The organism is Sphingosinithalassobacter sp. LHW66-3 (genome assembly GCF_050703275.1).
GTDB lineage: Bacteria > Pseudomonadota > Alphaproteobacteria > Sphingomonadales > Sphingomonadaceae > Sphingomonas.
The window spans coordinates 503,153-528,421 of record NZ_CP193482.1; the positions used below are offsets into that span (position 1 = coordinate 503,153).

Genomic DNA, 25,269 nt, shown 5'->3' on the forward strand with positions numbered 1-25,269 from the left:
AATGAACGAACGATTCGGCTGCCGATCGATTCGACCGGGCACCGAGCGGGAATAGCCGAGCTCCTCGCAGGCCTCGCAGGCCTCGCAGGCCTCGCAGGCCTCGCAGGCCTCGCAGGCGAAATGCGTACAGCCACCGGCGCTGTAAAGCGAAATGCGTGCGGCTCAGCCGCAGGTCACTTCGATGATGATGCCCTGATCGTTGGTGACGAGATTCAGCCGGTCTTCGCGATAATCCATCGTGATCGGCTGGCCTTGCTCATAGACGCGCACCATTTCGGCACCGGCGACTCGCCGCGCTTCCTGACGGGTCGCTTCCGCGCGCTGGCCGATGAAGGTCTGCGCCGGCGCGGCGTCGCAGCTGCCGTTCGCCGGCGGAGTGGGGGCGGGCTCGCCACCGTCCTGCATCGTGCAGGCGGCAAGGGTGAGCGCGGCGACCGAAAGTGTGAGGCGGATCATGACGTCTCCTCGGTTCGAGTCATCTTGAGCTTGCCGTTACGAACGGTGAACCCGAGCTGACCTTCGACCAGCGCCAGCGCATCGCGTCCGAACTGTTCGTAGCGCCAACCCTCGAGGATCGCCAATCGATCCCGCTGGCCCGCGGCGAGCGCTTCGAGATCGTCCGAGCGGGCGAGGAGGCGAGCCGCCACGTTGATATCGCGCGCACGAATCTTGAGCAGCAGCTTGAGGAGATCGGCGACGAGGGCGCCATCCTTGCCGAGCGAAGGCTTGCGCTCGTCACGCGTCGGCAGCTCGTCCTTGCCGAGCGGCTGGGCTTCGGCGAGCGACGCCATCAGCCGCCCGCCGATATCGTTCGAGGCCCAGGCCGCGGAAAGGCCGCGCACGCGCGCGAGATCCGCCTGCTTCTTCGGCGGATTGCCGGCGAGATCGGCGAGCGTCTCGTCCTTCACGATACGGCCGCGCGGAAGATCCTTGCCTTGCGCCTCGAGCTCGCGCCAGCGCGCGAGCGCCTTCAGCCGGCCGAGCACATCGGCCTTGCGACTGGCGATGCGCACGCGCTGCCAGGCGAGATCGGGGTCATTGCGATAGTTTTCGGGATCGGCGATCCGCTCCATCTCCTCGTCCAGCCAGGCGCCGCGGCCGGACTTGCGGAGCTTTTCGAGCATCTTGGGAAAGATGCGGCTGAGGTGAGTCACGTCGGCGATCGCATAGTCGATCTGGCGCTTGTCGAGCGGCCGGCGGCTCCAGTCGGTGAAACGAGCGCCCTTGTCGACCGAGATGCCGAGATAGGTGTCGACCAGATTCGAATAGCCGATCTGTTCGCCCTGCCCGAGCGCCATCGCCGCGATCTGGGTGTCGAACATCGGATGCGGGGTCGTGCCGGTGAGATTATAGACGATCTCGACGTCCTGGCCGCCGGCATGGAAGATCTTGAGGACGTCCTCGTTCTTCGTCAGCAGGTCGAGCAGCGGGGTGAGATCGATCCCCGGCGCCAGCGGGTCGACCGCGGCGGCCTCCTCGTCGTCGGCGATCTGAATCAGGCAGAGCTCGGGCCAGTAGCTGTTCTCGCGCATGAACTCGGTGTCCACGCAGAGATAGGGCTTGGTGGCGAAGCGGGAGCAAAGGTTCGCGAGGGCGGCGGAGTCCTCGATCAGGCCGTGTATGTGCATCACGGCCCTTTAGACCGGTGCGTGCGGCTTGACAAAGGGCCGTGCTGCGGGGATTCGCGCGGCCACGGTTTTCACCCGTCATTCCGGCAGCGGCCGGAGTCTCTTTGCCTCCCAAGCGCGCGCTTGCGGCACGAGATCCCGGCATTCGCCGGAACGACGGCTTATCAACGAGAGACGTCATGCACCCGTATCGCACGCACACTTGCGGCCAGCTCACCGCCGACTCCGTCGGGCAGGAGGTCCGCCTTTCGGGCTGGGTTCATCGCAAGCGCGACCATGGCGACCTCGTGTTCATCGACCTGCGCGACCATTATGGCGTCACGCAGATCGTCACCGAAGTCGATGGCCCCGCATTTGCGGTGATCGAATCGCTGCGCAGCGAATCGGTGGTGACGATCACCGGAAAGGTCGTCGGGCGTGCCGCCGAGGCAGTGAACCCGAACCTGCCGACGGGGCAGATCGAAGTGCGTGCGCTGGAAGCGACGGTGCAGAGCCAGGCGCAGGAGCTGCCGCTGCCGGTGTTCGGCGACAGCGAATATCCCGAGGATATCCGGCTGCGCTATCGCTACCTCGATCTGCGGCGCGAGAAGGTGCACAAGAACATCGTCCTGCGTTCGAACGTGATCTCCAGCCTGCGCCGCCGGATGATCGAGCAGGGCTTCACCGAGTTCCAGACGCCGATCCTGACCGCGTCGAGCCCCGAGGGCGCGCGCGACTATCTCGTCCCCAGCCGCGTCCATCCGGGCAAATTCTACGCGCTGCCGCAGGCGCCGCAGATGTTCAAGCAGCTGCTGATGGTTGCCGGCTTCGACAAATACTTTCAGATCGCCCCGTGTTTTCGCGACGAGGACGCGCGCGCCGACCGGTCGCCCGGGGAATTTTATCAGCTCGACTTCGAGATGAGCTATGTGACGCAGGACGATGTGTTCGCCGCCATCGAGCCGGTGCTGCACGGCGTGTTCGAGGAGTTCGCGGACTGGGAGGGCAAGGGCCGCAGCGTCAGCCCGCTGCCTTTCAAGCGCATCCCCTATCGCGAATCGATGCTGAAATACGGCAACGACAAGCCCGACCTGCGCAACCCGATCGTCATCACCGACGTGTCGAAGCATTTCGAGGGGTCGGGCTTTGGCCGCTTCGCCTCGATCGTCGAGGCGGGCGACGTGGTGCGCGCGATCCCCGCGCCGGGCACCGCCGAGCAGAGCCGCAAATTCTTCGACGACATGAACAGCTGGGCGCAGTCCGAGGGCTTTCCGGGGCTCGGCTATGCGACGCGAAAGGGCGGCGAATGGGGCGGCCCGATCGCCAAGAACCACGGCCCGGAGAAGATGGACGCGCTGGCGAACGAGCTCGGCCTCGGGCCCGACGACGGCCTGTTCTTCGCCGCGGGCAAGGAAGCGCAGGCGGCGAAGCTCGCGGGCCTTGCGCGCACGCGCGTCGGCGAGACGCTGGGGCTGATCGACAAAAGCCGGTTCGAATTCTGCTGGATCGTCGACTTCCCGATGTTCGAATATGACGAGGACGCCAAGAAGGTCGATTTCAGCCACAACCCCTTCTCGATGCCGCAGGGCGAGCTGGAGGCGCTGGAGAGCAAGGATCCGCTCGACATCCTGGCCTGGCAGTACGACATCGTCTGCAACGGCGTGGAGCTGTCGTCCGGAGCGATCCGGAACCACCGCCCGGACATCATGTACAAGGCGTTCGAGATCGCCGGCTATACCAAGCAAGACGTCGACACGAACTTCGCGGGCATGATCAACGCGTTCAAGTTCGGCGCGCCGCCGCACGGCGGATCGGCGCCGGGCGTCGACCGCATCGTGATGCTGCTGGCCGACGAGCCGAACATCCGCGAGGTGATCGCCTTCCCGATGACGCAGCGTGCCGAGGACCTGATGATGGGCGCGCCGAGCGAGGTTTCCGAGAAGCAGCTCAAGGAACTGCATATCCGCCTGGCGCCTTCGGTGGCGGCGGAGAAGGCGAAGAAGGATGCGTCCGAGCTGGTGGCCCCCGAGGGCACCACTCCGCAGCCCTGACGCATCCGGACGGGCAGCGTCAGGCCGGGGCGAAGTTCCCGGCCTCGTCCATCACGTGGAGCACGCCGTCGCTGATCGCGAAATAGGCGCCGCGGATCTTGAGCTTTCCGGCCGCCTCGCGCTCGGGAATGCAGGGGAAGGTGCGCAGATTCGCGATCGAGACGCGCACCGTTTCGAGTTCGAGCGCGCGCACCGCGGCTTCGCCCTCGCCATGCTCGGCGATCACCCGCTCGCGCGCTTCGTCGAGCAGGTCGACCCAATGATCGATGAAGCCGCCCGCGCCAGGGGCCTTGCCGTCGAACACCTGGGTCAGCGCAGCATGCACGCCGCCGCACATGCCGTGGCCGAGGATCACGATCTCCTCCACCTCAAGCTGGGTGACGGCGAATTCGAGCGCGGCGGAGACGCCATGACGCTTCCCGTCCAGCTCGAAGGGCGGGACCAGATTGGCGACGTTGCGGACGACGAAGATCTCGCCGGCAGTGGTGTCGAAGATCTGCGCCGGATCGACTCGGCTATCCGAGCAGGCGATGACCATCACCTTCGGGCTCTGGCCGCCGACCAGTTCCTCCCAGCGAGCACGTTCGCGGGTCCAGGCAGTCGCGCGGAACCGCTGATAACCGGCGACGAGATCCGAGAATGAAGCCACGTGATTGTCCTCCGCTTGACCGGCTCGCGATGGTGCCGGCTCTGTTTCGCCTGGCGGGTTAGAAGAAAGCGGCGTGGTTCGACAAGCGCGACCGCAAGGATGCCGGTCGCAACGCCGGCGCGAGGTTGTGAGCGGGCGCAGCGCTCGCTATCTGCTTCGCATGAACGAGCACAGCCCGCTGCCCCAGCCGACCCAGCGCCCCGAGCGCCAGCGCAAGCCCGACTGGATCCGCGTGAAGGCGCCGACCTCGGTCGGCTTCGCGGAGACCAAGGCGCTGATGCGCGCGAAGAACCTCGCCACCGTGTGCGAGGAAGCAGCGTGCCCGAACATCGGCGAGTGCTGGTCGAAGAAACACGCCACCGTGATGATCCTGGGCGACACCTGCACGCGCGCCTGCGCCTTCTGCAACGTGAAGACCGGCATGCCGCGGATGGTCGACCCCAAGGAGCCCCAGCATGTCGCCGACGTGGCGGTGCAGATGGGGCTCGAGCATATCGTGATCACTTCGGTCGATCGCGACGACCTGCCCGACGGCGGGGCGGGGCAGTTCGTGAAGGTGATCCGGGCGCTGCGCGAGCAGGCGCCGAAGACGACGATCGAGATCCTCACTCCCGATTTCCGCAACAAGCACGAGCGCGCGATCGAGATGATCGTCGAGGCGCGCCCCGACGTGTTCAATCACAACCTCGAGACGGTGCCGCGCAACTATCCCACGATTCGTCCCGGCGCGCGCTATTATGCCTCGCTGCGGCTGCTGGAGACGGTGAAGAAGCTCGACCCGTCGATCTTCACCAAATCGGGCATCATGCTGGGGCTGGGCGAGCAGCGGCTCGAAGTCCATCAGGTGATGGACGACATGCGCTCGGCCGACATCGATTTTCTGACCATGGGCCAGTATCTCCAGCCGACTCCCAAACACGCAAAAGTGGAGGATTTCGTGACGCCGCAGGCGTTCGATGCCTATGCCGCCGTGGCACGGGCCAAGGGCTTCCTGCTGGTCGCATCCTCCCCGCTTACGCGCTCGAGCTATCACGCCGGCGACGATTTCGAGCGGATGCGCGCGGCGCGCGAAGCGAAGCTATCCCGTTCGGCGAAGTGAATGCCCAAACATACCGAGACCCGCAGCCTGCCGTACAGCCCGGAGCAGATGTTCGATCTGGTCGCGGACGTGCGCCGCTATCCCGAGTTTCTGCCCTGGGTGGTGGCGATGCGCATCCGCTCCGACAGCGAAACGGCGACGGTCGCGGACATGATCGTCGGCTTCAAGGGCCTGCGCGAAACCTTCACCTCGAAGGTGGAGAAGCAGCGGCCGAGCCATATTCGAGTCGATTATGTCGACGGGCCGCTGAAATATCTCAATAACGACTGGCAGTTTCGATCGAACGGATCGGGCGGCTGCGAAGTCGAGTTCTGCGTCGATTTCGCGTTCAAGAACCGAGTGTTCGAGATGCTGGCGGGGCAGGTGTTCGATCGCGCGTTGCGCAAGATGATCAATGCGTTCGAGGAACGCGCCGCGCAGCTCTATGGTGCGGGCGCTTCCTCGGGGGGCGCTTCCTCGGACGGCGGATCGCCCGGCATCAGCAGCTCGAGCGCGCACAACGCCGCCTGAAGGCGGATGCCGCCGCGGCCATTATCCTCGAAGTGGCGCGAGTCGGCCACCACGTGCGACGGATCGGCGCCACGTTCGGCCCGCGCGAAGACCACGGTTCCCACCGGCTTCTTCTCGCTGCCCCCGCCGGGTCCGGCGATTCCCGTGATCGCGACCGCGACATCGGCCTCGCTCTTCGTGAGCGCACCCTGCGCCATGCTCCAGGCAACTGCGATCGAGACCGCGCCGAAGGTTTCGAGCACGTCCTGGCTGACCTTCAGAATGTCGAGCTTCGCGTCGTTCGAATAAGTGACGAAGCCCGCTTCGAACACGTCGGACGCGCCGGGAAGCTCGGTCAGCGCGGCCGAGACCAGCCCGCCGGTGCAGCTTTCGGCGACGGCGATCCGCCTGCCGCGCGCGCGGTTCGCCTCGAGCACGCGGCGCGCGGTTTCGACCAGTTGCTCAGGCAGCAGTGCGTCCATGATCGATCAGCCTGCCGCCGCCGGACAGATGCGGAACGGCAGCGGACTGCCTTCGCCCTCCTCCGCCTCGCGGTTCGCCTGCGCCAGCCCGAGTTCGGCGAGCATCACGACGATGCCGGCGAGATTCTCGGCTGGAAGCGGTTCGAGAAGGCGGAGCGCACGATCGAGCGGCGCGCACACCTCGGGCTTGATTTCCTGCGCCAGTGCCGGGGCGACAAGCGCGTCGAGCATCGTCGTGAGCATCTCGGGACGGCTGGCGAACTGCGGAGGGATCGTCTCGCCATCCTTGTTCGCGATGCTCAGGATCGCGCGGATCGCGTCGGGTGTGCGCAGCCGCGCGATCTCGCGATAGCGCTGGGCCATTGCTTCGCCACGCGTCGCGAGGAACGACGTCTGCCCCAGAACCGGCGTGCATACCTGACTTGCGGAAGCGATCGCGGCCGGCGCCACGAGCAGCAGCACGGCCTCGGCATCGGTGCGCGAGAGGCAGCTTGCCGTAGTTGCCTGCTCTGCATGGGCGGCAGTAGCGCCGAGCGCAGCCCAAGCGGCAATCGCGGCAGTAATTCCCTTGCGCTTCACAGGCTTGTCTCCGGCACTCTAATGGTTGCGATGGCGTGGGCCGCCATGCCCTCGCCGCGGCCGGTGAATCCGAGCCGCTCGGTCGTGGTGGCCTTGATGCTAATCCGCTCCACCGGCAGCCGCAACAGACCCGCGACGCCAGCGCGGATCGCCTCACGGTGCGGTCCGATCTTTGGCGCCTCGCAGATGATGGTGCAGTCGACGAAGTCGATGATCCCGCCGCGCGCCGCAACCAGCTCCGCTGCATGCTCCAGGAACCGGCCGGAGGCGGCGCCGCGCCACTGCGGATCGCTGGGCGGAAAATGCATGCCGATGTCTCCGGCGGCGATCGTCCCGAGCAGCGCGTCGGTAATGGCATGGAGCACGACATCGGCATCGCTATGGCCGGAGAGGCCGCGATCGTGCGGAATCAGGATGCCGCCCAGCCACAGCTCCTCGCCCTCGGCGAAGCGGTGGACATCATATCCGGCGGCGCTGCGCGAGATCATCGCGCTGCCATGCCGCCGCTCGGCGGACGCGAAATCCTCGGCATGCGTGACTTTCTCCAACAGGGGGTCTCCGGGAACCACGGTTACTACATGGCCGCTGTCGCGCACCATCTGCGCGTCATCGGTTGCATCGACGCCCTGCGGCCAGCTGCGATGCGCGGCGAGCGCGGCGTCGAACGCGAACGCCTGCGGCGTCTGAACGCGGTACAGGCGATCGCGCGAAACGGTGTCGCCCATCGCATCGTCGTAGCGAGCAAGCGTGTCCGCGACCGGCAGGGCAGGGACGGCGCCCTCGACTCTGTTCAGGGCAGCCAACAGTCGATCGATGACCGCCGGCAGCAGGAACGGGCGCGCCGCGTCGTGGATGAGCACGCGCGCCACATCGCCCTGGCGCGCCAGCGCCTCCAGGCCGTTGCGAACCGATTCGCGACGAGTCGTTCCGCCGATGACGAACGCGGCGTCCCCAAGCGTATCGGAAAGCAGTTGTTCCTGACCGGGGCCGATCACCACCAGCACCGAATCGATCGCCGGATGCGCGGCGAGCGTGGCGTGGCTGTGGGCAAGCATCGGCTTGCCCGCGAGTGGCGCGAATTGCTTGGGGATCGTGCCGCCGGCGCGGGTTCCCTGTCCTGCGGCGACGATCAGCGCGACGGTGCGGCTCATGGCGGCGCGCCGTAGCGCAGCGGGAAGCCGCCCGCCAGCCTTGCCAATCAGTGCTTGTGCCTTTAGCCGCCACTGCCTATTTTTCGGGCACATCATGACGACTCTCGCTCCCATCCACGTCGGTCCGGTGCGGATCGACAGCCCCGTGCTGCTCGCGCCGATGACGGGCGTGACCGACCTGCCGTTCCGGCGAGCGGTGCGGCGCTATGGCTCGGGGCTCAACGTCACCGAGATGATCGCCAGCGCAGCGGCGATCCGCGAAACCTATCAGTCGGTCCGGAAGGCGGCGTGGGATCCGATCGAGGAGCCGGTGTCGATGCAGCTCGTCGGCTGCGATCCGCAGGCGATGGGCGAGGCGGCGAAGCTGAACGCCGATCGCGGCGCGGCGATCATCGACATCAACATGGGCTGCCCGGTCCGCAAGGTGACCAATGGCTATGCCGGATCGGCGCTGATGCGCGAGATTCCGCTGGCGACGCGGCTGATCGAGGCGACGGTGAAGGCCGTCGACGTGCCGGTGACGCTGAAGATGCGGATGGGCTGGGATCACGACAGCCTCAATGCGCCCGAACTGGCGCGGATCGCCGAGGATCTTGGCGTCAAGATGATCACGGTTCACGGCCGCACCCGCAACCAGATGTACAAGGGCTCGGCCGACTGGGGATTCGTCCGTAAGGTCAAGGACGCCGTCTCGGTGCCGGTGATCGTCAACGGCGACATCTGCTCGGTCGACGATGCGCGTGAGGCGCTCCGCCAATCGGGCGCGGACGGGGTGATGATCGGCCGGGGTGCCTATGGGCGGCCGTGGCTGCTGCGCGAGGTGATGGATGCGCTGAGCGGCGGCGAGCCCCGCGCCGAGCCGACGATCGACGAACAATATCACGTAATTCTGGCGCATTACGCCGAAACTCTCGACCATTATGGCAACGAGGTCGGCGTCAACATGATGCGCAAGCACATCGGCTGGTACACCAAGGGGCTGCATGGATCGGCCGAGTTCCGCAACAAGGTGAACCAAGAGCCGGACGCAACGCGCGTGCTGGCGATGCTGGCCGAATTCTACGCGCCCTGGCGCAGTCGGGAGGCCGCCTGAAGCGCGGCCGCGGGAACGCAGCCGCAGGCGCGCCTGCCTTTGCGGAGCTGTTCGCCGGACTGCCGGTCGCGGTGCTCGTGATCGATCCCGACGGCCGCATCGCCCATGCCAATGCCGCGTGCGAGCTGCTGCTCAACCACAGCGAGCGGACCATGGTGGGCCAGCCCTATGACGCCGTGCTGCTGCCGCCCGAAGCCTATTCCGAGCGGCGCGACGGCCATGGCTTCTCGGCGTTCGACGTGGAGATCGAGGCAGTGCGCGGCTCACGCGTGCGCGTGGACTTCGTGGAGACGGCGGTGCCCGACCGTCCCGGCTGGCGCATCGTGACGCTGCATCACGCCCCGGCCTCGCGGCGGATGACGCAGGGCGCCGAACGCACGGCCGGCGCTCGCGCTGCCGTGGGCGCGGCGGCGATGCTGGCGCACGAGATCAAGAACCCGCTTTCGGGGATCCGCGGCGCGGCGCAGCTGCTGCGCCGCGACGGCGAGGGGCGCGAGGAACTGACGGGGCTGATTACGACGGAAGTTGACCGGATTACCGCGCTGATCGACCGGATGCAGGATTTCACCGACACGCGGCCATTGAAGCTCGAGGCTACCAATCTCTATCCGCTGCTCGATCACGCCCGGCGCGTGGCGCTGGCGGGTTTCGCGCGCGGCATTCCGATCGAGGAGCGGTTCGATCCGTCGTTGCCGCCGGTGCTGGTCGATTCCGACGCATTTCTGCAAGTGCTGCTGAACCTGCTCAAGAACGCCGCCGAGGCGCTGGACGGCGTCACGGCGCCACGCATCACGCTGTCGACTGCCTATCGCCACGGCATGTCGGTGCGCGCAGGGCCGGGGCTGCCGCGCCAGCCGCTACCGATCGAAGTGCTGGTCAGCGACAACGGCCCCGGCGCCCCGACGGACATCGCCGAGCATCTGTTCGAGCCGTTCGTCTCGGGCAAACCGGAAGGGAAGGGGCTGGGCCTGCCGCTGGTGGAGAAGCTGGTTCGCGGCATGGGCGGCATCGTTCACTATCTGCGCGAGGAGGATACGACTCTGTTCCGGATCTTGTTGGCGAGGGCGCGAGCATGAGCGAGGCGGCAACCGTGCTGGTCGTCGACGATGACGCGGCGATTCGAACCGTCGTCAGCCAGGCGCTGAGGCGCGCGGGCCATTGCGTTTCGACAGTCGCTTCGCTCGCCGAACTGAGCGAGGCGCTCAGCAGCGGGCTGCCCGACGTGCTGGTGACCGACGTGGTGCTGCCCGACGGCAATGGGCTCGACTACGTCGCCGGTCTGATCGCCGAACACCCCGAATTGCCCGTGATCGTGTTTTCGGCGCGCAATACGCTTGCGACGGCGGTGCGCGCGACCGAAGTCGGCGCTTTCGACTATCTGCCCAAGCCCTTCGATCTGGACGCACTTGGGCGCGCAGTCGCCAGTGCGAGCGCCCGGCGGAAGCGCGAACCCGCCGTTCTGCCGACGGCCGACGAGGGCGCCAGCACCACGCTGATCGGCCGATCGCCGGCGATGCAGCAAGTGTATCGCGTGATCGCGCGCGTCGTGGCGAACGATCTGACCGTGCTGATCACGGGTGAATCGGGAACCGGGAAGGAGCTGGTCGCGCAGGCGATCCATGACCTGGGCGCGCGGCGCCGGGCGCCGTTCGTGGCGCTCAACATGGCGGCGATCCCGCGCGAGCTGATCGAAGCCGAGCTGTTCGGTCACGAGCGCGGCGCCTTCACCGGTGCGCAGGCGCGCGTCGCCGGCAAGTTCGAACAGGCGGCGGGCGGGACGCTGTTCCTCGACGAGATCGGCGATATGCCGCGCGAGGCGCAGACCCGGCTGCTGCGCGTGCTTCAGTCGGGCGAATTCACCACGGTGGGCGGTGCGCGATCGATCAAGGCCGATGTGCGCATCGTTGCCGCGACCAACCAGGACCTCGCGCAGCTCGTCGCCGCCGATCAGTTCCGCGAGGACCTGTTCTACCGCCTCAACGTGGTGCCGGTCGCGCTGCCGGCGCTGCGCGAACGGCGGCAGGATATTTCCCTGCTCGCGCATCATTTCCTCGAGCGCGCCGCCGAGGACGGACTGCCGCACAAGCAGCTGGACGCCGATGCGGTAGCGGCACTGACCGCCTATGACTGGCCGGGCAATGTGCGGGAGCTGGAAAATCTGATGCGGCGGATCGCTGCGCTGAGCCGCGACGAATGGATCGATGCGGACGCGGTGCGCACGGCCCTCGGCGCCGGCGCGACTGCTCCCGTGGCGCGCGACGAGGGAATCGAGACGGCCGTGCGCTCGCGGCTCGAGCGCCTGGCGATCGAGGAACCGCACGTGTTGGAGGACGGAACGCTGTATGATCGGATCATCGGCGAAGTCGAACGTCCGCTGATCGAGGCGATGCTTGCGCGCCATCAGCACAACCAGCTGCGCGCCGCACGCGCGCTCGGCATCAACCGCAACACGCTCCGCAAGCGGCTTGACACGCTCGGAATCGACGGGGCGCGCCAGGAAGGTACCGAATAGCGACAGCATGACAGGTTTTCTGTGTTTTCCGGGCAACGGTTGCGTTGTATTCCTGCAACGATGGACGCCGTGACCCAGCCACTCGCCGAAACGCGCCCGCGCCGGACGTGGCTGCGGCGGATCGTCGTGACGCCGGCGGTGGAAGTCGCCGTGCTCGCGGTTTGGGTCGTCATCGCGGTGGCAACCTATTTCATCGTGAGCGGTGAAAGCTCGGACGAGCAATTGCTCACGCCGCTGCTGGTCGCGCTGCTGCTGGTCGCGAATCTCGTGCCGAGCATCGCGCTTTTGGTGCTGCTGGGGCGCCGCATCGCCCGGCGCCGTGCCGCACGGCAGGGGGGCGGCGAGGGGCGACTGCATGTGCGGCTGGTCGCGCTGTTCTCGGTGCTGGCGAGCGTTCCGATCCTGCTCGTCACTATCTTCGCCTCGCTGCTCATTCAGTCGGGCGTGGAATTCTGGTCGTCCGACAGGGCGCGCGGCATGCTCGACAATGCCTCGGCGATCGCGCGCGCGAACTATACGCGCGAACTGACCGACGTTGGCCGTGAAACCGTCACGATGCGCGAGGATCTGCGCTCCTATCTCGAGGCGATGCCGATCGACAGCGACGAATTCGCCTATGGATTCGGGCTGCAGGTCTATCGTCGCGAGCTGTCCGAAGGGATGATCCTCGAGGTGGGCGAGGATCACGAGATCCGATCGGTGGCGATCGTCAATCCGCACGACCGCGCGCTCGATACGGTGGTGACACGAGACATGATCGCCCAGCTGGAGCAGGGGCGCGAAGTGGTGCTGAGCCGCACGCGCGATCGCATTCAGTCGCTGACCACGTTCGAGCCGGGGAACGGCACCTATCTCTATGGCGCCCGCACGCTCGATCCGCTGCTGGGTGAGCAGATCCAGCGCGTGGATTCGATCATGGCCGACTATCGGGCGCTTCGCGAGCGATCCCGGACGCTGCAGCTGCGGTTCAACGTGGCGCTGCTCGGCGTGTCGCTTCTCATCGTCGGCCTCGCGGTGTTCGTGGCCCTGGCAGTCGCCGACCGATTGGTGCGGCCGGTGCGCGAGCTGGTCGAGGCCGCGCGCCGCGTCGCCGGAGGCGATCTGACGGCGCGAGTCGCCGATCCGCGGACGAACGACGAACTCGGCACCTTGGCCAACGCGTTCAACCGCATGACGGGGCGGCTTCAGGACCAGACGGGGGCGCTGGTCAGCGCGAACGAACAGATCGAAAGCCGCCGCGCGCTGATCGAAGCGGTGATGTCCGGCGTGAGCGCGGGAGTGATCTCGATCGACCCCGATCGTATCGTCCGGCTGGTGAATGCTTCGGCGATGGTGCTGCTGCGCTCCGGCGACACCAGCCCGGTCGATCGGCCGCTGGTGGATGTGGCGCCCGAACTCGATGCGCTGCTCGATGGCGCCGAACGCGAGGCGATCGTGCAGATGACGACCGGCGGCGAGGCTCGGACGCTGGCGGTGAAGATCACGCGCGACGAGCATGGTCAGGTGCTGACGTTCGACGACATTACCCAGCAGCTGCTCGATCAGCGCCGCGCCGCCTGGTCCGACGTCGCCCGGCGGATCGCGCACGAGATCAAGAATCCGCTCACACCCATCCAGCTTGCCGCCGAGCGGCTCCAGCGGCGCTACGGCAAGACGGTGGACCCGGAGGACGGCGTCTTCGCGCGGCTGACCGACACGATCGTGCGGCAGGTGGGCGATCTGCGCCGTATGGTTGACGAATTCTCGTCCTTTGCGCGGATGCCCAAGCCCGTCTTCCGGCGCGAGTCGCTGCTCGACATCGCGCGGCAGGCGCTGTTCCTCCACGAAGTCGCGCATCCGGGCATCCGCTTTGCGCTTGAGGCGCCCGACCCGCCTCCGCAGCTGGTTTGCGACCGGCGCCAGATCGGCCAGGCGCTCACCAATGTCGTCAAGAACGCGGTCGAAGCCGTGCAGGCGCGCGGCGAGAATGCGCCCAAGGGCGAGGTCCGCATGGCGCTGCGCGAAGGGAAGGGCGGGCTGCTCTATGTCGAAGTCACCGACAACGGCATCGGCCTTCCGCCCGAGCGGGACCGGATCGTCGAGCCCTATATGACTACGCGCAGCCGCGGCACGGGGCTTGGCCTGGCGATCGTCAAAAAGATCGTCGAGGAGCATTGCGGTACGATCGATTTCGCCGACAGCGACAGCGACAGCGGCGGCACGCGCGTGACTCTGTGCTTCGACGCGAGCGCGCTCGATGCGCTCGAAGCCGCCGACGGCGGCGACGCGGCGGCCATACGGCCCGCCGAACTCACTCAGGATGGTGGACGCTCATGACACTCGACATTCTCGTCGTCGACGACGAACGCGATATTCGCGAGCTGGTCGCCGGCGTCCTCGAGGACGAGGGCTATGAGACCCGCGGCGCGGCGGACAGCGACGAAGCGCTCGAAGCGATCGCGGAGCGCCGGCCGAGCCTGGTGCTGCTCGACGTGTGGCTGCAGGGCTCCCGGCTGGACGGGCTCGAGCTGCTCGACGAGATCAAGCGACGCGACCCGTCGCTGCCCGTGCTGGTGATCTCCGGTCACGGCAATCTCGACACTGCCGTCGCGGCGATCCGACGCGGCGCGGCCGATTTCATCGAGAAGCCGTTCGAAGCCGAGCGATTGTTGCTGATGGTAGAGCGCGCGACCGAGACCGAGCGGTTGAAGCGGGAAGTCGCTTCGTTGCGTGCGACGGTGGGCCGTGACACCGATCTTACCGGAAATTCGACTGCGATCAACGCAGTGCGCGCGACGCTTAAGCGCGTGGCGTCCACCGGCAGCCGCGTCCTGATCACTGGCGGGCCGGGGACCGGCAAGGAAGTGGCGGCGCGCCTGCTGCATGGCTGGAGCATGCGTGCCGGCGGACCGTTCGTGATCGTCAGCGCGGCGCGGATGACGCCCGAGCGAGTCGAGGAGGAACTGTTCGGCGTGGAGGAGGGGGGCGACCTCGTGCGCCCCGGGCTGCTCGAGCAGGCGCACGGCGGCACGTTGTTCCTCGACGAGATCGCCGACATGCCGGTGGCCACGCAGGCCCGGATCCTGCGCGTGCTGACCGACCAGAGCTTCAGCCGTGTCGGCGGCCAGCGAACGGTGCGCGTCGACGTGCGCGTCGTCTCCGCGACGTCACGCGACCTGATGGGCGAAATCGCGGAGGGGCGCTTCCGAGAGGATCTGTACTATCGACTCAACGTCGTGCCTGTCGCAATTCCCGCGCTGACCGATCGCCGCGAGGACATCCCGGTGCTCGTGGAGCATTTCGTAGCCCATTACGCGCGCGAGCGCCGCGTTCCCACGCCCGAAGTGGCGGGCGACGCCATGGTGGCGCTGCAGAGTTACGAATGGCCCGGCAACGTCCGCCAGCTGCGCAACGTCGTCGAGCGCACCGTCATTCTGGCGCCCGGCGACCGCATCGGCCGGATCGATCTCGACCTCCTGCCACCAGAAGTGCTGGGCAATGCAGCGGATTCGAACAATGGAGTCGCCTCGACCGCGATCATGGGGACGCCGCTCAAGGAAGCGCGCGAGACATTCGAGCGCGAATATCTTCGTATCCAGATCCGGCGCTTCTCGGGGAATATCTCACGCACGGCGAGCTTCATCGGAATGGAGCGATCGGCGCTGCACCGCAAGCTCAAGCTGCTCGGGATCACCGAGACGCGCGATGAGTGACGCGATCCACGCCGCGCGCATCGCCGCGCTGGACGCGGGGCACCGCAGCACCTAGATTGGCGCGAGCCCGCCTTCCGGCGGGCGCTCCGACGCCGGGGAACGGCGCGCCGCGGGAAAATTCCGCCAAGAACAAGGAGGCGACATGGCCGAAAAGCAGGCTTCGCTCCAGGACCTTTTCCTGAACTCGCTGCGCCGCTCGAAAGTGCCCGTGACGATGTTTCTCGTAAAGGGCGTGAAGCTTCAGGGCATCGTCACCTGGTTCGACAATTTCTCGGTTCTGCTGCGCCGTGACGGCCAGTCGCAGCTGATCTACAAGCATGCGATCTCCACCATCATGCCCGCCGGTCCGATGGATACCTCCGCGCTGCTCGAAGCGGTTGGAGAGTTCCAGCACAAGAACCCGGTATTGCAGGAGATCTTTCTGAACGCCGTGCGAAAGGCCGAGGAAAACGTCACGATGTTCCTGGTCAACGGGGTGATGCTCCAGGGGCAAATCGCCGGGTTCGACCTGTTCTGTATGCTGCTCCAGCGCGAGGGCATGGCGCAGCTCGTCTACAAGCATGCGGTGTCCACCATCCAGCCCGCGCACCCGCTCAATCTCGCCGACGAAGCGAGCGGATCGGACGCCGATTGAGCACGGGATTCGATCGCGAGGCGGATGATTTCGCCCGTGGCGCGCGAGCGGTCGTGGTGTACCCGGACATCGGCGGCTCTTCGCGCGATTCCGAGGCACGGCTCGAGGAAACCGCCGGGCTTGCCGCGGCGATCGGGATTGAGGTGCACGAACGCGTTTCGTTTCGGCTGCGTCAGCCCAAGCCGGGCACGCTGATCGGATCGGGACAAGTCGACGCACTCGCGGAAACCGTGCGCGACCAGGAGTTGCAGCTCGCCGTCTTCGATGCCGCGCTGACGCCGGTGCAGCAGCGCAACCTGGAAACAGCGCTCGGCTGCAAGGTGATCGACCGTACCGGCCTGATCCTCGAAATCTTCGGCGAGCGCGCGCGCACCGCCGAAGGCCGCTTGCAGGTCGAACTCGCGCATCTCGACTATCAGGCAGGTCGGCTCGTTCGCAGCTGGACCCATCTCGAGCGGCAGCGCGGCGGCTTCGGCTTTCTGGGCGGCCCGGGGGAGACACAGATCGAGGCCGACCGTCGGTTGATCCGCGACCGCATGGCGCGGCTGCGGCGCGAGCTCGATCAGGTGAGCCGCACCCGCACGCTCCAGCGTGACAGGCGCCAGCGGGCACCCTGGCCGGTAATCGCGCTCGTGGGCTATACGAACGCCGGAAAGTCCACGCTTTTCAATCGGTTGACTGGCGCTGACGTCATGGCGGAGAATTTGCTGTTCGCCACGCTCGATCCGACCTTGCGGCAGATTTCGCTGCCGGGCATCGACAAAGCGATCCTCTCCGACACAGTGGGATTCGTGTCCGAACTGCCGACCCAACTGGTCGCGGCATTCAAGGCGACCCTGGAGGAAGTGACCTCGGCCGACCTGCTGATCCACGTCCGCGACATCGCGCACCCCGACAGCGAAGCGCAGCGCGCCGACGTCGAGAAGGTGCTCGGCGAGATCGGCGTGGCCGAGACAACGCCGCGCTTCGAGGCATGGAACAAGATCGATATGATCGGCGAGGACCGACGCGCCGAGCTGCTCGAGATCGCCGCCAGCCGCGACGATGTCGTCGCGCTGTCGGCATGGACGGGCGAGGGAGTGGACGGGCTGGTCGAAAAGGTCGCCGCGCGGCTGACTCAGGGCCACAGGCGCTATACCATCGCGCTCGATCCCGCCGACGGAGCGGGCGCGGCCTGGCTCCACCAGCATGGCGAAGTCTGCGACCACTGGCTGGAGGAGGGCCGTTCGGTGTACGACGTGCGGATGGCGCCGCGCGATCACGAACGCTTCGAATCGCGCGACGGCTGAACAGCGCTCAGCCGGGCCGGGTGGCCGCAAGCGTCACGCGATTGCTGAGCGGGCGCCCCGCCTCGGCATCGCTGATGCTCTCCAGCGTCGTCTCCGCGATCACGCTCAGCGATTCCTCGGTCAGAAAGGCCTGATGCCCGGTGATGAGGACGTTGGGGAAGGTGAGCAGCCGCTGGAAAACATCGTCCTGGATCACCTGGTTCGAGAGATCCTCGAAGAAGAGATCGGCCTCCTGTTCGTAGACGTCCAGCGCGACACCGCCGATCCGGCCGGATTTCAGGCCTTCGATCAGCGATGTGGTGTCGATCAGCGCGCCGCGGCTTGTATTGACGATCATCACGCGAGGAGGGGCATTGCCGATCGCCTCGGCGTCGATCAGATGGTGCGTATCTGGCGTCAGTGGGCAGTGGAGCGTCACGACGTCCGCTTCGGCGAGGAGTTGCTCGCGCGGGACATAGCGCACGCCGATTGCCTCGAGATCGGGATCAGCGGCGATGTCGTGCGCCAGCACCTCGCAGCCGAAGCCGAGACGCAGCGTCCGCGCGACCAAAGCGCCGATCCTTCCCGTGCCGACCACGCCGGCGGTGCGGGCCGCGAGCGTGCGGCCGATCAGGCCGTCGAGTGCGAAATTGTTCTCGCGCACGCGCGCCCAGGCGCGGTGGATTCGGCGATCGAGCGCCAGCATCAGGCCGATCGTGAACTCCGCGATCGCTTCGGGCGAATAGGCGGGCACGCGCACGATCGCGATGCCAAGCCGCTCGGCAGCGGCGAGATCGACATTGTTGTAGCCGGCACAGCGCAGCGCCACCAGGCGAACGCCCTGCGCCCGTAACGTTTCGAGCACGGTCTCGTCGACGCAGTCGTTGACGAAGACGCAGATCGCATCCTGGCCCTCTGCCAGCGCGACCGTGGCATGATCGAGCCGCGGCTCGAAAAAGGTCAGGCGGTGCCGATGGCGCGCATTGGCCGCTTCGAAGAAGTCCCGGTCATAGGCTTTGGTGCCGAACAGGGCGACACGCATGGGCTGCTCTCCGTGACGACTTCAGCCTCGCTGCTTCGCCGACTGCCACAGCGCCTCCTTGCCGTCGAGATCGAGTGCTGCGAATCCTTCTCCGGCTGCGCGCTCCATCATCCTGAAGCGCCGTTCGAACTTCGCATTCGCGGCGCGCAGCGCGGCTTCGGGATCAACCGCGTGCTTGCGTGCCCAGTTGACGACCGCGAACAGCAGGTCGCCGATTTCCTCCTCGCGCTCGGCGTCGCTCTCCGCCGCTTCGACTTCGGCGATTTCCTCGTGGATCTTCATCCGGGCGCCGCTTGCATCCGGCCAGTCGAAGCCGGTGCGGGATGCACGTTTCTGTAACTTTTCCGCGCGTAACAGGGCAGGGAGGGAAAGCGCGACTCCCGCCAGGGCGCTGTCGTCGGTCGCCTTCTCGCCCCGCTCCTCGGCCTTGATTTGTTCCCAGTCGCCGCGGTGCTCGGCATCCCCGAAGATGTGCGGGTGGCGCCGCTCCATCTTGTCGCAGATGCTGGCGATGACATCGGGCAGCGCGAAATGGCCGGATTCCTCGGCGATGCGCGCATGGAAGACGACCTGGAGCAGCAAGTCGCCGAGTTCGTCCCGCAGGTCGCGCATGTCGCCGCGTTCGATCGCGTCGGCGACCTCATAGGCTTCCTCGATCGTGTAGGGGGCAATGGTCGCAAAACTCTGGGCGACGTCCCATTCGCAGCCGCGCTGCGGGTCGCGCAGCCGCTCCATGATCGCGGTCAGGCGCGCGAGATTTCCGGGGGGGGTCATCGGCAGCGGCCCTTTCCGAGCCACATGTTTGGAACGATAATATACATTATGTAAAGCTCACTCGAGTTCGGCCTTGGCGCCGTTCGATGAGCCCTCCGCGCTCTGCGCGCTGCTCCCCGGCTCCAGGATGAGCGTGTTGTTCTCGACGCGCCACGAACCGAGCCGCGACAGGAAGTTCATGCCGAGTACGTCGAGATTGCCGAAGCTTGGCGCCACGACAACGCCGAGGTTCTCGGTGCGCAGCGGCCCCAAGGCCACGCGCTCGATGCGGGCGCGCTGCGCGGCAACGCTGCCGTTGGCGGTCTGGATCACCACCGGGAAACCCGCGCCGCCGGTCTCGATGCCGGCGGCCTGCGCAGTCTGCTCGGAGATTGCAGTGATCGTTGCGCCCGAGTCGATCAGCATCCGTCGCGGCACTCCATTGAGAGTCGCCCGCGCCCAGAAATGGCCATCGGGGCTCATCCGGATGCGTACCGTCTCGCCCTCGACGCGCTGGCTCCCGAGACCCAGCTGGTCGCCGACTCGAGCGAAGACGCCGCTCAGTTCGTGGCGATGCGAGATGACGACGAACAGGATCAGCCCGATCCCTGTCCAGACGGCGAGCCCGCGCAGGATCGTCCCGAAGCTCGTGCGGCGCGCAGCGAGCGCGCTCACCACCAGGACGAGCACTCCGACGGTCCAGAGGAGGTTGATCGTCTCGCTTTCGCTCACGCGGCGATCTCCAGCCCGTCGAACCCCGGCTCGACGCCTTCGGGCAACTCGGCGGCAAGCGTAGCATAGTCCATGCTGTTATCCATATGCATCAGCGCTGACCGGCGCGGGCGCAGTTCAGCGATCCAGCCGAGCACGGCGTCGAGCGTCGAGTGGCTCGGGTGCGGCTCACGCCGCAACGCGTCGACGACCCAGATTTCCAGCCCTTCATACAGGCTGCGCATGTCTTCGGTCATCGCATTGAAATCGGTGGCATATCCAATCGACTTGCCGCCATGTTCGAAGCGCAATCCGGCCGAGGTTATGCCGCCATGCGGCTGATCGGTGACGCGGATCCGCAAGTCGCCGATCGTGAGCACGTCCGGCAGCGGCGTCATGGTGGCAGTCGGGCGATAGCCGCCGCGGCCGAAGAAGACATAGTCGAACCGCTGCTCGAGCCGTTCGGCGGTCCAGGGCCGGGCGAAGCCCGGGACCGGGGAGCCGCGCTCGTGCATGATCTGCCGCAAATCGTCGATGCCGTGGCAATGGTCGGCGTGATCGTGTGTCCATATCACTGCGTCCACCGCAGCCACGTCGGCGGCGAGAAGCTGAGCGCGCATGTCCGGCCCCGTGTCGACCAGCACGGTCGTCGTGGCAGTGGAGACGAGCACGGAGGCGCGCGTTCGCCGGTTTTTCGGCTCGGCCGGATCACAGCGGCCCCAGTCATTGCCGAGCCGCGGCACACCCGAGGATGTGCCCGATCCAAGGATGCGGATCTTCATCGTGCCTTGCGTGCCGCCGCTCAGGTTCGCGTCCTCGCGAACAGCGTGTGGAAATTCTCGCGTGTCGCCTGGGCCAGTTCGCCGGGATCCTCGCCGCGCAGCTCTGCCAGGAATCGGCAAGTGTCCGCAACGAACGCCGGCTCGCCGGTCTTTCCGCGGTGCGGCACCGGCGCAAGGAAGGGCGCATCGGTTTCGATCAACAGCCGTTCGCGCGGCAGCCGGGCTGCGGTCTGCTGGAGATCCTTGGCGTTGCGGAACGTCACGATACCGGAAATCGAAATGTAGAAGCCAAGATCGAGCGCGATATCGGCGAAGGCGCCGCTGGCCGTGAAACAGTGGATCACGCCGGGAAAGCCGCCCTTCCCCATTTCCTCCCGCAGGATATCGGCGGTGTCGTCCTCGGCGTCGCGGGTGTGGACGACGATCGGCAGCTGCGTCTCGCGGCACGCGGCGAGATGTGCGCGGAAGCTTGCCCGCTGCCGGTCGCGATCCGAATGGTCGTAATAATAGTCGAGCCCGCTTTCACCGATGCCGACGACGCGCCGATGGGCAGCGCGGGCGACCAGCTTGGCAGTGTCCACGTCGGGATGCTTGTCGGCTTCGTGCGGATGGATGCCCACGGTCGCCCAAACGTCTGGCTCACGCTCGGCAGTGGCGAGCACGTCATCCCATTCGCTCTCGCGCGTGGCGATGTTGAGCATGGCGACGACCCCCCGCTCCCGCGCACGCGAGAGAACGGCGTCCTGATGCTCGACCAGACCCTTGTAATTGAGATGGCAATGGCTGTCCGCCAGCATCATGCCGGTGCATCCTCCGTCTGCTGCAAGTCCAGCCTGGGGAAGATGGGGGTCGGAGGCGCGATGCGAAACCCCGAATTCGCCAGCCGATCATACCACTCCGCGTCGGCGAGCGCGGCGTGGCTGCGATCCTCGATGCCCAGCTGGTCGAGCAGCTTCCCCGCCGAGGCAGGCACGACCGGCAGAATCGCGATCGCGAGGTCGCGGATCGCGCGAAGCAGCGTTCCGAGCACGGCGTGCATCCGATCGGGATCGGTCTTGCGCAGCGCCCAAGGGGCCTGGGTGTCGATATAGGCATTGCAGGCGAACACGGCGCGCATCCACGATTCCAGCGCCTGGGTGATCGCGAGCTCGGCGAAATGCGACCGATATTCGTCGATGCAGCTGCGGACGGTATCGAGCAGCGCATCGTCGGCGGCGTCGCCCTTCCCCGCCTGCGGCAACGCCCCTTCGAGGTTTTTCGCGATGAAGGCGAGCGTGCGCTGCGCAAGGTTTCCGAAACTGTTTGCTAGATCGGAATTCGACCGCAGAACAATGGCATCATCCGAATAGCTACCATCGTTTCCGAAGCTGATGTCCCGCAGCAGGAAATAGCGGAGCGGATCGACGCCATAGCGCTCGGCCAGCGCCACCGGGTCCGCGACATTGCCTGCCGACTTCGACATCTTCTCGCCGCCGCGGGCAAGCACGAAGCCATGGCCGAACACTTGCCTGGGCAGCGGCAAGCCTGCCGACATCAGGAACGCCGGCCAGTAGACCGCGTGGAAGCGGACAATGTCCTTGCCGATCAGGTGCAGGTCGGCAGGCCAGTAGCGCGCAAAATCGCCGCCTCTCTCCGGGTAGCCGACACCAGTTATATAGTTGGTGAGCGCATCGACCCAGACATACATCACATGGCCGGGCGATCCCGGCACCGGCACGCCCCAATCGAAGCTGGTTCGGCTGACCGAAAGGTCGACCAGCCCGCCCTCGACGAAACGCAGCACTTCGTTCCGGCGGCTCTCCGGCCGGATGAAGTCGGGATTGGCGGCAAAATGATCGAGCAGCGGCTGCTGATATTTCGAAAGGCGGAAGAACCAGGTTTCCTCCGCCGTCCATTCGACCGGCGTGCCCTGCGGCGAGAGCTTCTGTCCGCCCTCGCCTTCGACCAGTTCCTTTTCTTCGTAGAAGGCTTCGTCGCGAACCGAATACCAGCCCTCATAGCGATCGAGATACAGGTCGCCCGCATCCGCCATCGCCTGCCAGATCGCCTGGCTGGCGGCGAAATGCGTAGGCTCCACCGTGCGAATGAAACGGTCGCATGAAATGTTCAGATCGTTCACGAGATCATTGAAATATCCTGACATTTCATCGGCAAGAGCGCGCACCTCAACATCGCGCCCGCGCGCCGTCTGCACCATCTTGAGCCCGTGCTCGTCGGTACCGGTCTGGAAGCGGACGTCGCGGCCCGCCTGACGCTGGAAGCGCGCGATCGCATCGGCGGCGATCATCTCATAGGCGTGCCCGATGTGCGGACGCCCGTTCGGATAGTGGATCGCGGTGGTGATGTAATAGGGATCGGCCATGCGCGCGGCTTAGAGCGATTTGCCGGGCGCGCAAAGAGGCGACGCCTCAGTTGCGAGGCGCGAGGCGCGCCACCAGGCCGCTCATCTCGAACACGGTCGCGCCGGAATCGAGCGAGAGGCCGACCGCGCTTCCGGCCAGTGCCACGGCTGCCTCATAGGCATCGAGCGCCTCACGAAGCGCCGTCCCCCGCAGCGAGCGGGCGCGCTCGGCAATGAAGCTCGGTGCGCGATCGAGAAACGCTTCGTAGCGCGCCTGCGCCGCCTTTGTGCCGAGCAGCTTGGCAAGGCGCGCGCGCACGACGTTCGAAGGGTCGCCGCTTTCGGCCAGGGCGGCAAGCTCGGTCTCCAGCGCCGCCAGATCAAGCCCGGCAAAGCGCAGGGCACGACCGGGCGAGCCCTCCCCCGCGCGCTTCAGCGCGTCGATTTCCGCCGCGCTCGCGTCGGGCAGTTCGGCGCGGAGGATGGCAGTGATCTGGGCATCGCTCAACGGTTCGAAGCGCAGCAGTCGACAGCGCGAACGGATGGTCGGCAGCAGCCGACCCGGCGAATGGCTGACGAGCAGGAAGATCGTGCCCGCAGGCGGCTCTTCGAGGATCTTCAGCAGCGCGTTGGCAGCCGATCTCTCCAGATCATCGGCGCTGTCCACGACGACCACCCGGCGCGACGACAAGGCAGGCTTCGCCCCCGTCGCATGGATGAGCGCGCGTGCCTGATGCACGCTGATGCCGCGTCGAACGGCCTCGTCCTTCGCTTCGATCTCGTCGGGCGGCGAAAATTCCGGAAAGGTGGCGCGCAGGAAGCGCATCCGGTCCGGCGCAACGATGCGGTTCAGCGCCGAATAGCTGGTCTTGTCGGGCGCAACGGAGCCGGGCAGCCGGGCGAGCTCTAAATAGTCCGGATGCGCCGCCGCGGCGAACATCCGCGTCGTCTTGTCCGCCATCAGCCGGTGCCAGGGCATGTCGAACGGCTCGGGCCCGCTCGCCGATGCCAGCAGCCTCAGCGCCGCGAACCGCGCGAAGCTGGCCTTGCCCAATCCTTCCGGACCGGCGATCAGCCAGCCATGATGCAGGGCCTGACCGTTGACCGCATCCGCGAAGGCTGCCCGAGCGGCTTCGTTTCCGACAAATCCCGGCTCGGCGGCGGACCGGTCAGGCAAGACCGAGCAGCGACATGAGGCCCACCCAGATGCGCCGGAAGAAACCCGCTTCGGCGACGTCCTTCTCCGCCACCAGCGGAAGCGTCTGGGGCTCCATGCCGGGAATGGTGACGATCAGGTCGGCGATGTGGTCACCAGCGGCGATCGGCGCCTGGATCGGCCCGTGATAGACGACGCGCGCCTGCATGTCCGGTGCGGAGCCGGCGGGCACGGTGACGGTCAGTGCCTGCGGTGCGACGAGACCGACGCTTCCGGCCGAGCCACCCTGCACTTCGGCGGTTTCGACGACACGGCCCTGGTTCACGATGGGGCGCGCGTTCCAGGCGCGGAAGCCCCACTGCATGAAGCGCACCGACTCCTCGGCGCGGCCGCCGTAGCTGTCGAGACCGGCAAGGACCATCACAAGCCGGCGGCCGTTCTGCTCGGCCGATCCGGTGAAGCCATAGCCCGCTTCTTCGGTGTGGCCGGTCTTCAGCCCGTCGGCGCCCTCGACCCGGCCGAGCAGCGGGTCGCGATTGGGCTGGCGAATGGTGGTCCCGTCGGCAGTCGTCCAGGCGAAGTCGTGCTGCGAATAGAAACGCTCGTAGAGATCGGGGAAATTCTGGATCGTCGCCGCCGCCAGCGTGGCCAGATCACGCGCCGAGACATAGGTGCGCCCCTCGTCCGGCCAGCCGTTGGAATTGCCGAAGTGGCTGTTCGAAAGGCCAAGCTCGCGTGCCTTCTGGTTCATCAGATTGACGAAGGCTTCCTCGGTCCCTGCGATGCCCTCGGCGAGCACCACCGATGCGTCATTCCCCGACAGCGTGACGACGCCGTGGAGCAGATCGCCGATGCTGACCTGCTGGTTCGCCGAGAGGAACATCGTCGAACCCTGCGAATGCCACTGGCGCCAGGTTTCGGGCCGCACCTCGACCTTCTTGTCGAGGCTCAGCTCGCCGCGCTTGATGAGGTCGAACGCGACATAGGTCGTCATCATCTTGGCCATCGACGCGGGCGGGATGCGCCGGTCGGGGTTGCGCGCGAACAGCACCGCACCCGACGAGAGATCCTTCATGAAGGCGATTTCGGCCGGCGTGTCGAACAACGGCGCCTGCGCGGCGGCGGGGATGGCGAGGAGCAGCGCGGAGAGAGCGGCGAACAGCTTCTTCATGATGTCG

The 25,269-nt window shown here is 66.6% G+C and carries 24 protein-coding genes; 10 read left to right on the plus strand and 14 right to left on the minus strand.

Features of this window, described 5'->3' with window-relative positions:
* Positions 1 to 162: 162 nt before the first annotated feature.
* Positions 163 to 456, minus strand: a complete 294-nt coding sequence (locus ACQ450_RS02330; protein ID WP_431470356.1) for an I78 family peptidase inhibitor — start codon at positions 454 to 456, stop codon at positions 163 to 165.
* Positions 453 to 1,628, minus strand: coding sequence for a ribonuclease D (rnd, locus tag ACQ450_RS02335; protein ID WP_431470357.1), 1,176 nt, complete (start codon positions 1,626 to 1,628; stop codon positions 453 to 455). The genes ACQ450_RS02330 and rnd overlap by 4 nt, the downstream gene beginning before the upstream one ends.
* 179 nt (positions 1,629 to 1,807) lie before the next feature.
* Between rnd and aspS the strand changes: the two genes are divergently transcribed.
* Positions 1,808 to 3,658 carry an aspartate--tRNA ligase gene (aspS, locus tag ACQ450_RS02340; RefSeq protein WP_431470358.1) on the plus strand — a complete coding sequence of 617 codons (1,851 nt, stop codon included), beginning with the start codon at positions 1,808 to 1,810 and terminating at the stop codon, positions 3,656 to 3,658.
* Between the two features lie 19 nt (positions 3,659 to 3,677).
* Here the strand turns inward: aspS and ACQ450_RS02345 are convergent, their stop codons facing one another.
* Positions 3,678 to 4,307 carry a carbonic anhydrase gene (locus ACQ450_RS02345; protein ID WP_188054931.1) on the minus strand — a complete coding sequence of 210 codons (630 nt, stop codon included), beginning with the start codon at positions 4,305 to 4,307 and terminating at the stop codon, positions 3,678 to 3,680.
* A gap of 160 nt (positions 4,308 to 4,467) precedes the next feature.
* On the opposite strand from ACQ450_RS02345, the gene lipA reads away from it, so the two are divergent.
* The gene (gene lipA, locus ACQ450_RS02350) at positions 4,468 to 5,406 is read left to right on the plus strand and encodes a lipoyl synthase (protein ID WP_188054932.1); all 939 of its coding nucleotides are present in this window, start codon (positions 4,468 to 4,470) and stop codon (positions 5,404 to 5,406) included.
* Positions 5,407 to 5,916 (plus strand): type II toxin-antitoxin system RatA family toxin, encoded by a 510-nt coding sequence (locus ACQ450_RS02355; protein WP_431470359.1) that lies wholly within the window; start codon positions 5,407 to 5,409, stop codon positions 5,914 to 5,916.
* On the opposite strand, the gene ACQ450_RS02360 is transcribed toward ACQ450_RS02355, so the two are convergent.
* The 3 genes from ACQ450_RS02360 to ACQ450_RS02370 are packed head-to-tail and all read right to left on the minus strand — an operon-like array spanning position 5,829 to position 8,107.
* Complete coding sequence (locus tag ACQ450_RS02360) at positions 5,829 to 6,377, minus strand: CinA family protein (RefSeq protein WP_431470360.1); 549 nt, start codon at positions 6,375 to 6,377, stop codon at positions 5,829 to 5,831. The genes ACQ450_RS02355 and ACQ450_RS02360 overlap by 88 nt on opposite strands.
* A gap of 6 nt (positions 6,378 to 6,383) precedes the next feature.
* Entirely contained in the window at positions 6,384 to 6,956 is a 573-nt protein-coding gene (locus ACQ450_RS02365; RefSeq protein WP_431470361.1) for a hypothetical protein, read from the minus strand.
* Positions 6,953 to 8,107: a bifunctional 2-C-methyl-D-erythritol 4-phosphate cytidylyltransferase/2-C-methyl-D-erythritol 2,4-cyclodiphosphate synthase gene (locus ACQ450_RS02370; RefSeq protein ID WP_431470362.1), complete on the minus strand. Its 1,155-nt coding sequence runs from the start codon at positions 8,105 to 8,107 to the stop codon at positions 6,953 to 6,955. Before ACQ450_RS02370 ends, ACQ450_RS02365 begins: the two co-directional genes overlap by 4 nt.
* 94 nt (positions 8,108 to 8,201) lie before the next feature.
* Between ACQ450_RS02370 and dusB the strand changes: the two genes are divergently transcribed.
* The 7 genes from dusB (at position 8,202) to hflX (ending at position 17,327) form a co-directional block, all read left to right on the plus strand.
* Complete coding sequence (gene dusB / locus ACQ450_RS02375) at positions 8,202 to 9,200, plus strand: tRNA dihydrouridine synthase DusB (protein ID WP_188054937.1); 999 nt, start codon at positions 8,202 to 8,204, stop codon at positions 9,198 to 9,200.
* The gene (locus tag ACQ450_RS02380) at positions 9,176 to 10,276 is read left to right on the plus strand and encodes a two-component system sensor histidine kinase NtrB (RefSeq protein ID WP_431471260.1); all 1,101 of its coding nucleotides are present in this window, start codon (positions 9,176 to 9,178) and stop codon (positions 10,274 to 10,276) included. The genes dusB and ACQ450_RS02380 overlap by 25 nt, the downstream gene beginning before the upstream one ends.
* The gene (gene ntrC / locus ACQ450_RS02385; protein WP_431470363.1) at positions 10,273 to 11,712 is read left to right on the plus strand and encodes a nitrogen regulation protein NR(I); all 1,440 of its coding nucleotides are present in this window, start codon (positions 10,273 to 10,275) and stop codon (positions 11,710 to 11,712) included. Before ACQ450_RS02380 ends, ntrC begins: the two co-directional genes overlap by 4 nt.
* 60 nt (positions 11,713 to 11,772) lie before the next feature.
* Complete coding sequence (locus ACQ450_RS02390; RefSeq protein WP_431470364.1) at positions 11,773 to 14,028, plus strand: sensor histidine kinase; 2,256 nt, start codon at positions 11,773 to 11,775, stop codon at positions 14,026 to 14,028.
* Positions 14,025 to 15,404: a sigma-54-dependent transcriptional regulator gene (locus tag ACQ450_RS02395; protein ID WP_431470365.1), complete on the plus strand. Its 1,380-nt coding sequence runs from the start codon at positions 14,025 to 14,027 to the stop codon at positions 15,402 to 15,404. Before ACQ450_RS02390 ends, ACQ450_RS02395 begins: the two co-directional genes overlap by 4 nt.
* Before the next feature lie 142 nt (positions 15,405 to 15,546).
* Positions 15,547 to 16,038 carry an RNA chaperone Hfq gene (hfq, locus tag ACQ450_RS02400; protein ID WP_188054941.1) on the plus strand — a complete coding sequence of 164 codons (492 nt, stop codon included), beginning with the start codon at positions 15,547 to 15,549 and terminating at the stop codon, positions 16,036 to 16,038.
* Complete coding sequence (hflX, locus tag ACQ450_RS02405; protein ID WP_431470366.1) at positions 16,035 to 17,327, plus strand: GTPase HflX; 1,293 nt, start codon at positions 16,035 to 16,037, stop codon at positions 17,325 to 17,327. Before hfq ends, hflX begins: the two co-directional genes overlap by 4 nt.
* 7 nt (positions 17,328 to 17,334) lie before the next feature.
* On the opposite strand, the gene ACQ450_RS02410 is transcribed toward hflX, so the two are convergent.
* From ACQ450_RS02410 to ACQ450_RS02445, 8 genes are read right to left on the minus strand one after another with little or no spacing between them, the layout of a single operon-like run.
* Positions 17,335 to 18,348: a 2-hydroxyacid dehydrogenase gene (locus tag ACQ450_RS02410; RefSeq protein WP_431470367.1), complete on the minus strand. Its 1,014-nt coding sequence runs from the start codon at positions 18,346 to 18,348 to the stop codon at positions 17,335 to 17,337.
* Positions 18,349 to 18,369: 21 nt separating this feature from the next.
* Positions 18,370 to 19,122 (minus strand): nucleoside triphosphate pyrophosphohydrolase, encoded by a 753-nt coding sequence (gene mazG, locus ACQ450_RS02415; RefSeq protein WP_431470368.1) that lies wholly within the window; start codon positions 19,120 to 19,122, stop codon positions 18,370 to 18,372.
* 57 nt (positions 19,123 to 19,179) lie between these two features.
* Positions 19,180 to 19,833, minus strand: a complete 654-nt coding sequence (locus ACQ450_RS02420) for a retropepsin-like aspartic protease family protein (RefSeq protein WP_431470369.1) — start codon at positions 19,831 to 19,833, stop codon at positions 19,180 to 19,182.
* Positions 19,830 to 20,594 (minus strand): MBL fold metallo-hydrolase, encoded by a 765-nt coding sequence (locus ACQ450_RS02425; RefSeq protein ID WP_188054947.1) that lies wholly within the window; start codon positions 20,592 to 20,594, stop codon positions 19,830 to 19,832. The genes ACQ450_RS02420 and ACQ450_RS02425 overlap by 4 nt, the downstream gene beginning before the upstream one ends.
* Before the next feature lie 20 nt (positions 20,595 to 20,614).
* Entirely contained in the window at positions 20,615 to 21,391 is a 777-nt protein-coding gene (locus ACQ450_RS02430; RefSeq protein WP_431471261.1) for a TatD family hydrolase, read from the minus strand.
* Complete coding sequence (gene metG / locus ACQ450_RS02435) at positions 21,391 to 22,956, minus strand: methionine--tRNA ligase (protein ID WP_431470370.1); 1,566 nt, start codon at positions 22,954 to 22,956, stop codon at positions 21,391 to 21,393. The genes ACQ450_RS02430 and metG overlap by 1 nt, the downstream gene beginning before the upstream one ends.
* A gap of 46 nt (positions 22,957 to 23,002) precedes the next feature.
* On the minus strand, positions 23,003 to 24,112 hold the full coding sequence (locus ACQ450_RS02440; protein WP_431470371.1) for a DNA polymerase III subunit delta': 1,110 nt from the start codon (positions 24,110 to 24,112) through the stop codon (positions 23,003 to 23,005).
* Entirely contained in the window at positions 24,105 to 25,262 is a 1,158-nt protein-coding gene (locus ACQ450_RS02445) for a D-alanyl-D-alanine carboxypeptidase family protein (protein ID WP_431470372.1), read from the minus strand. The genes ACQ450_RS02440 and ACQ450_RS02445 overlap by 8 nt, the downstream gene beginning before the upstream one ends.
* Positions 25,263 to 25,269 lie beyond the last annotated feature (7 nt).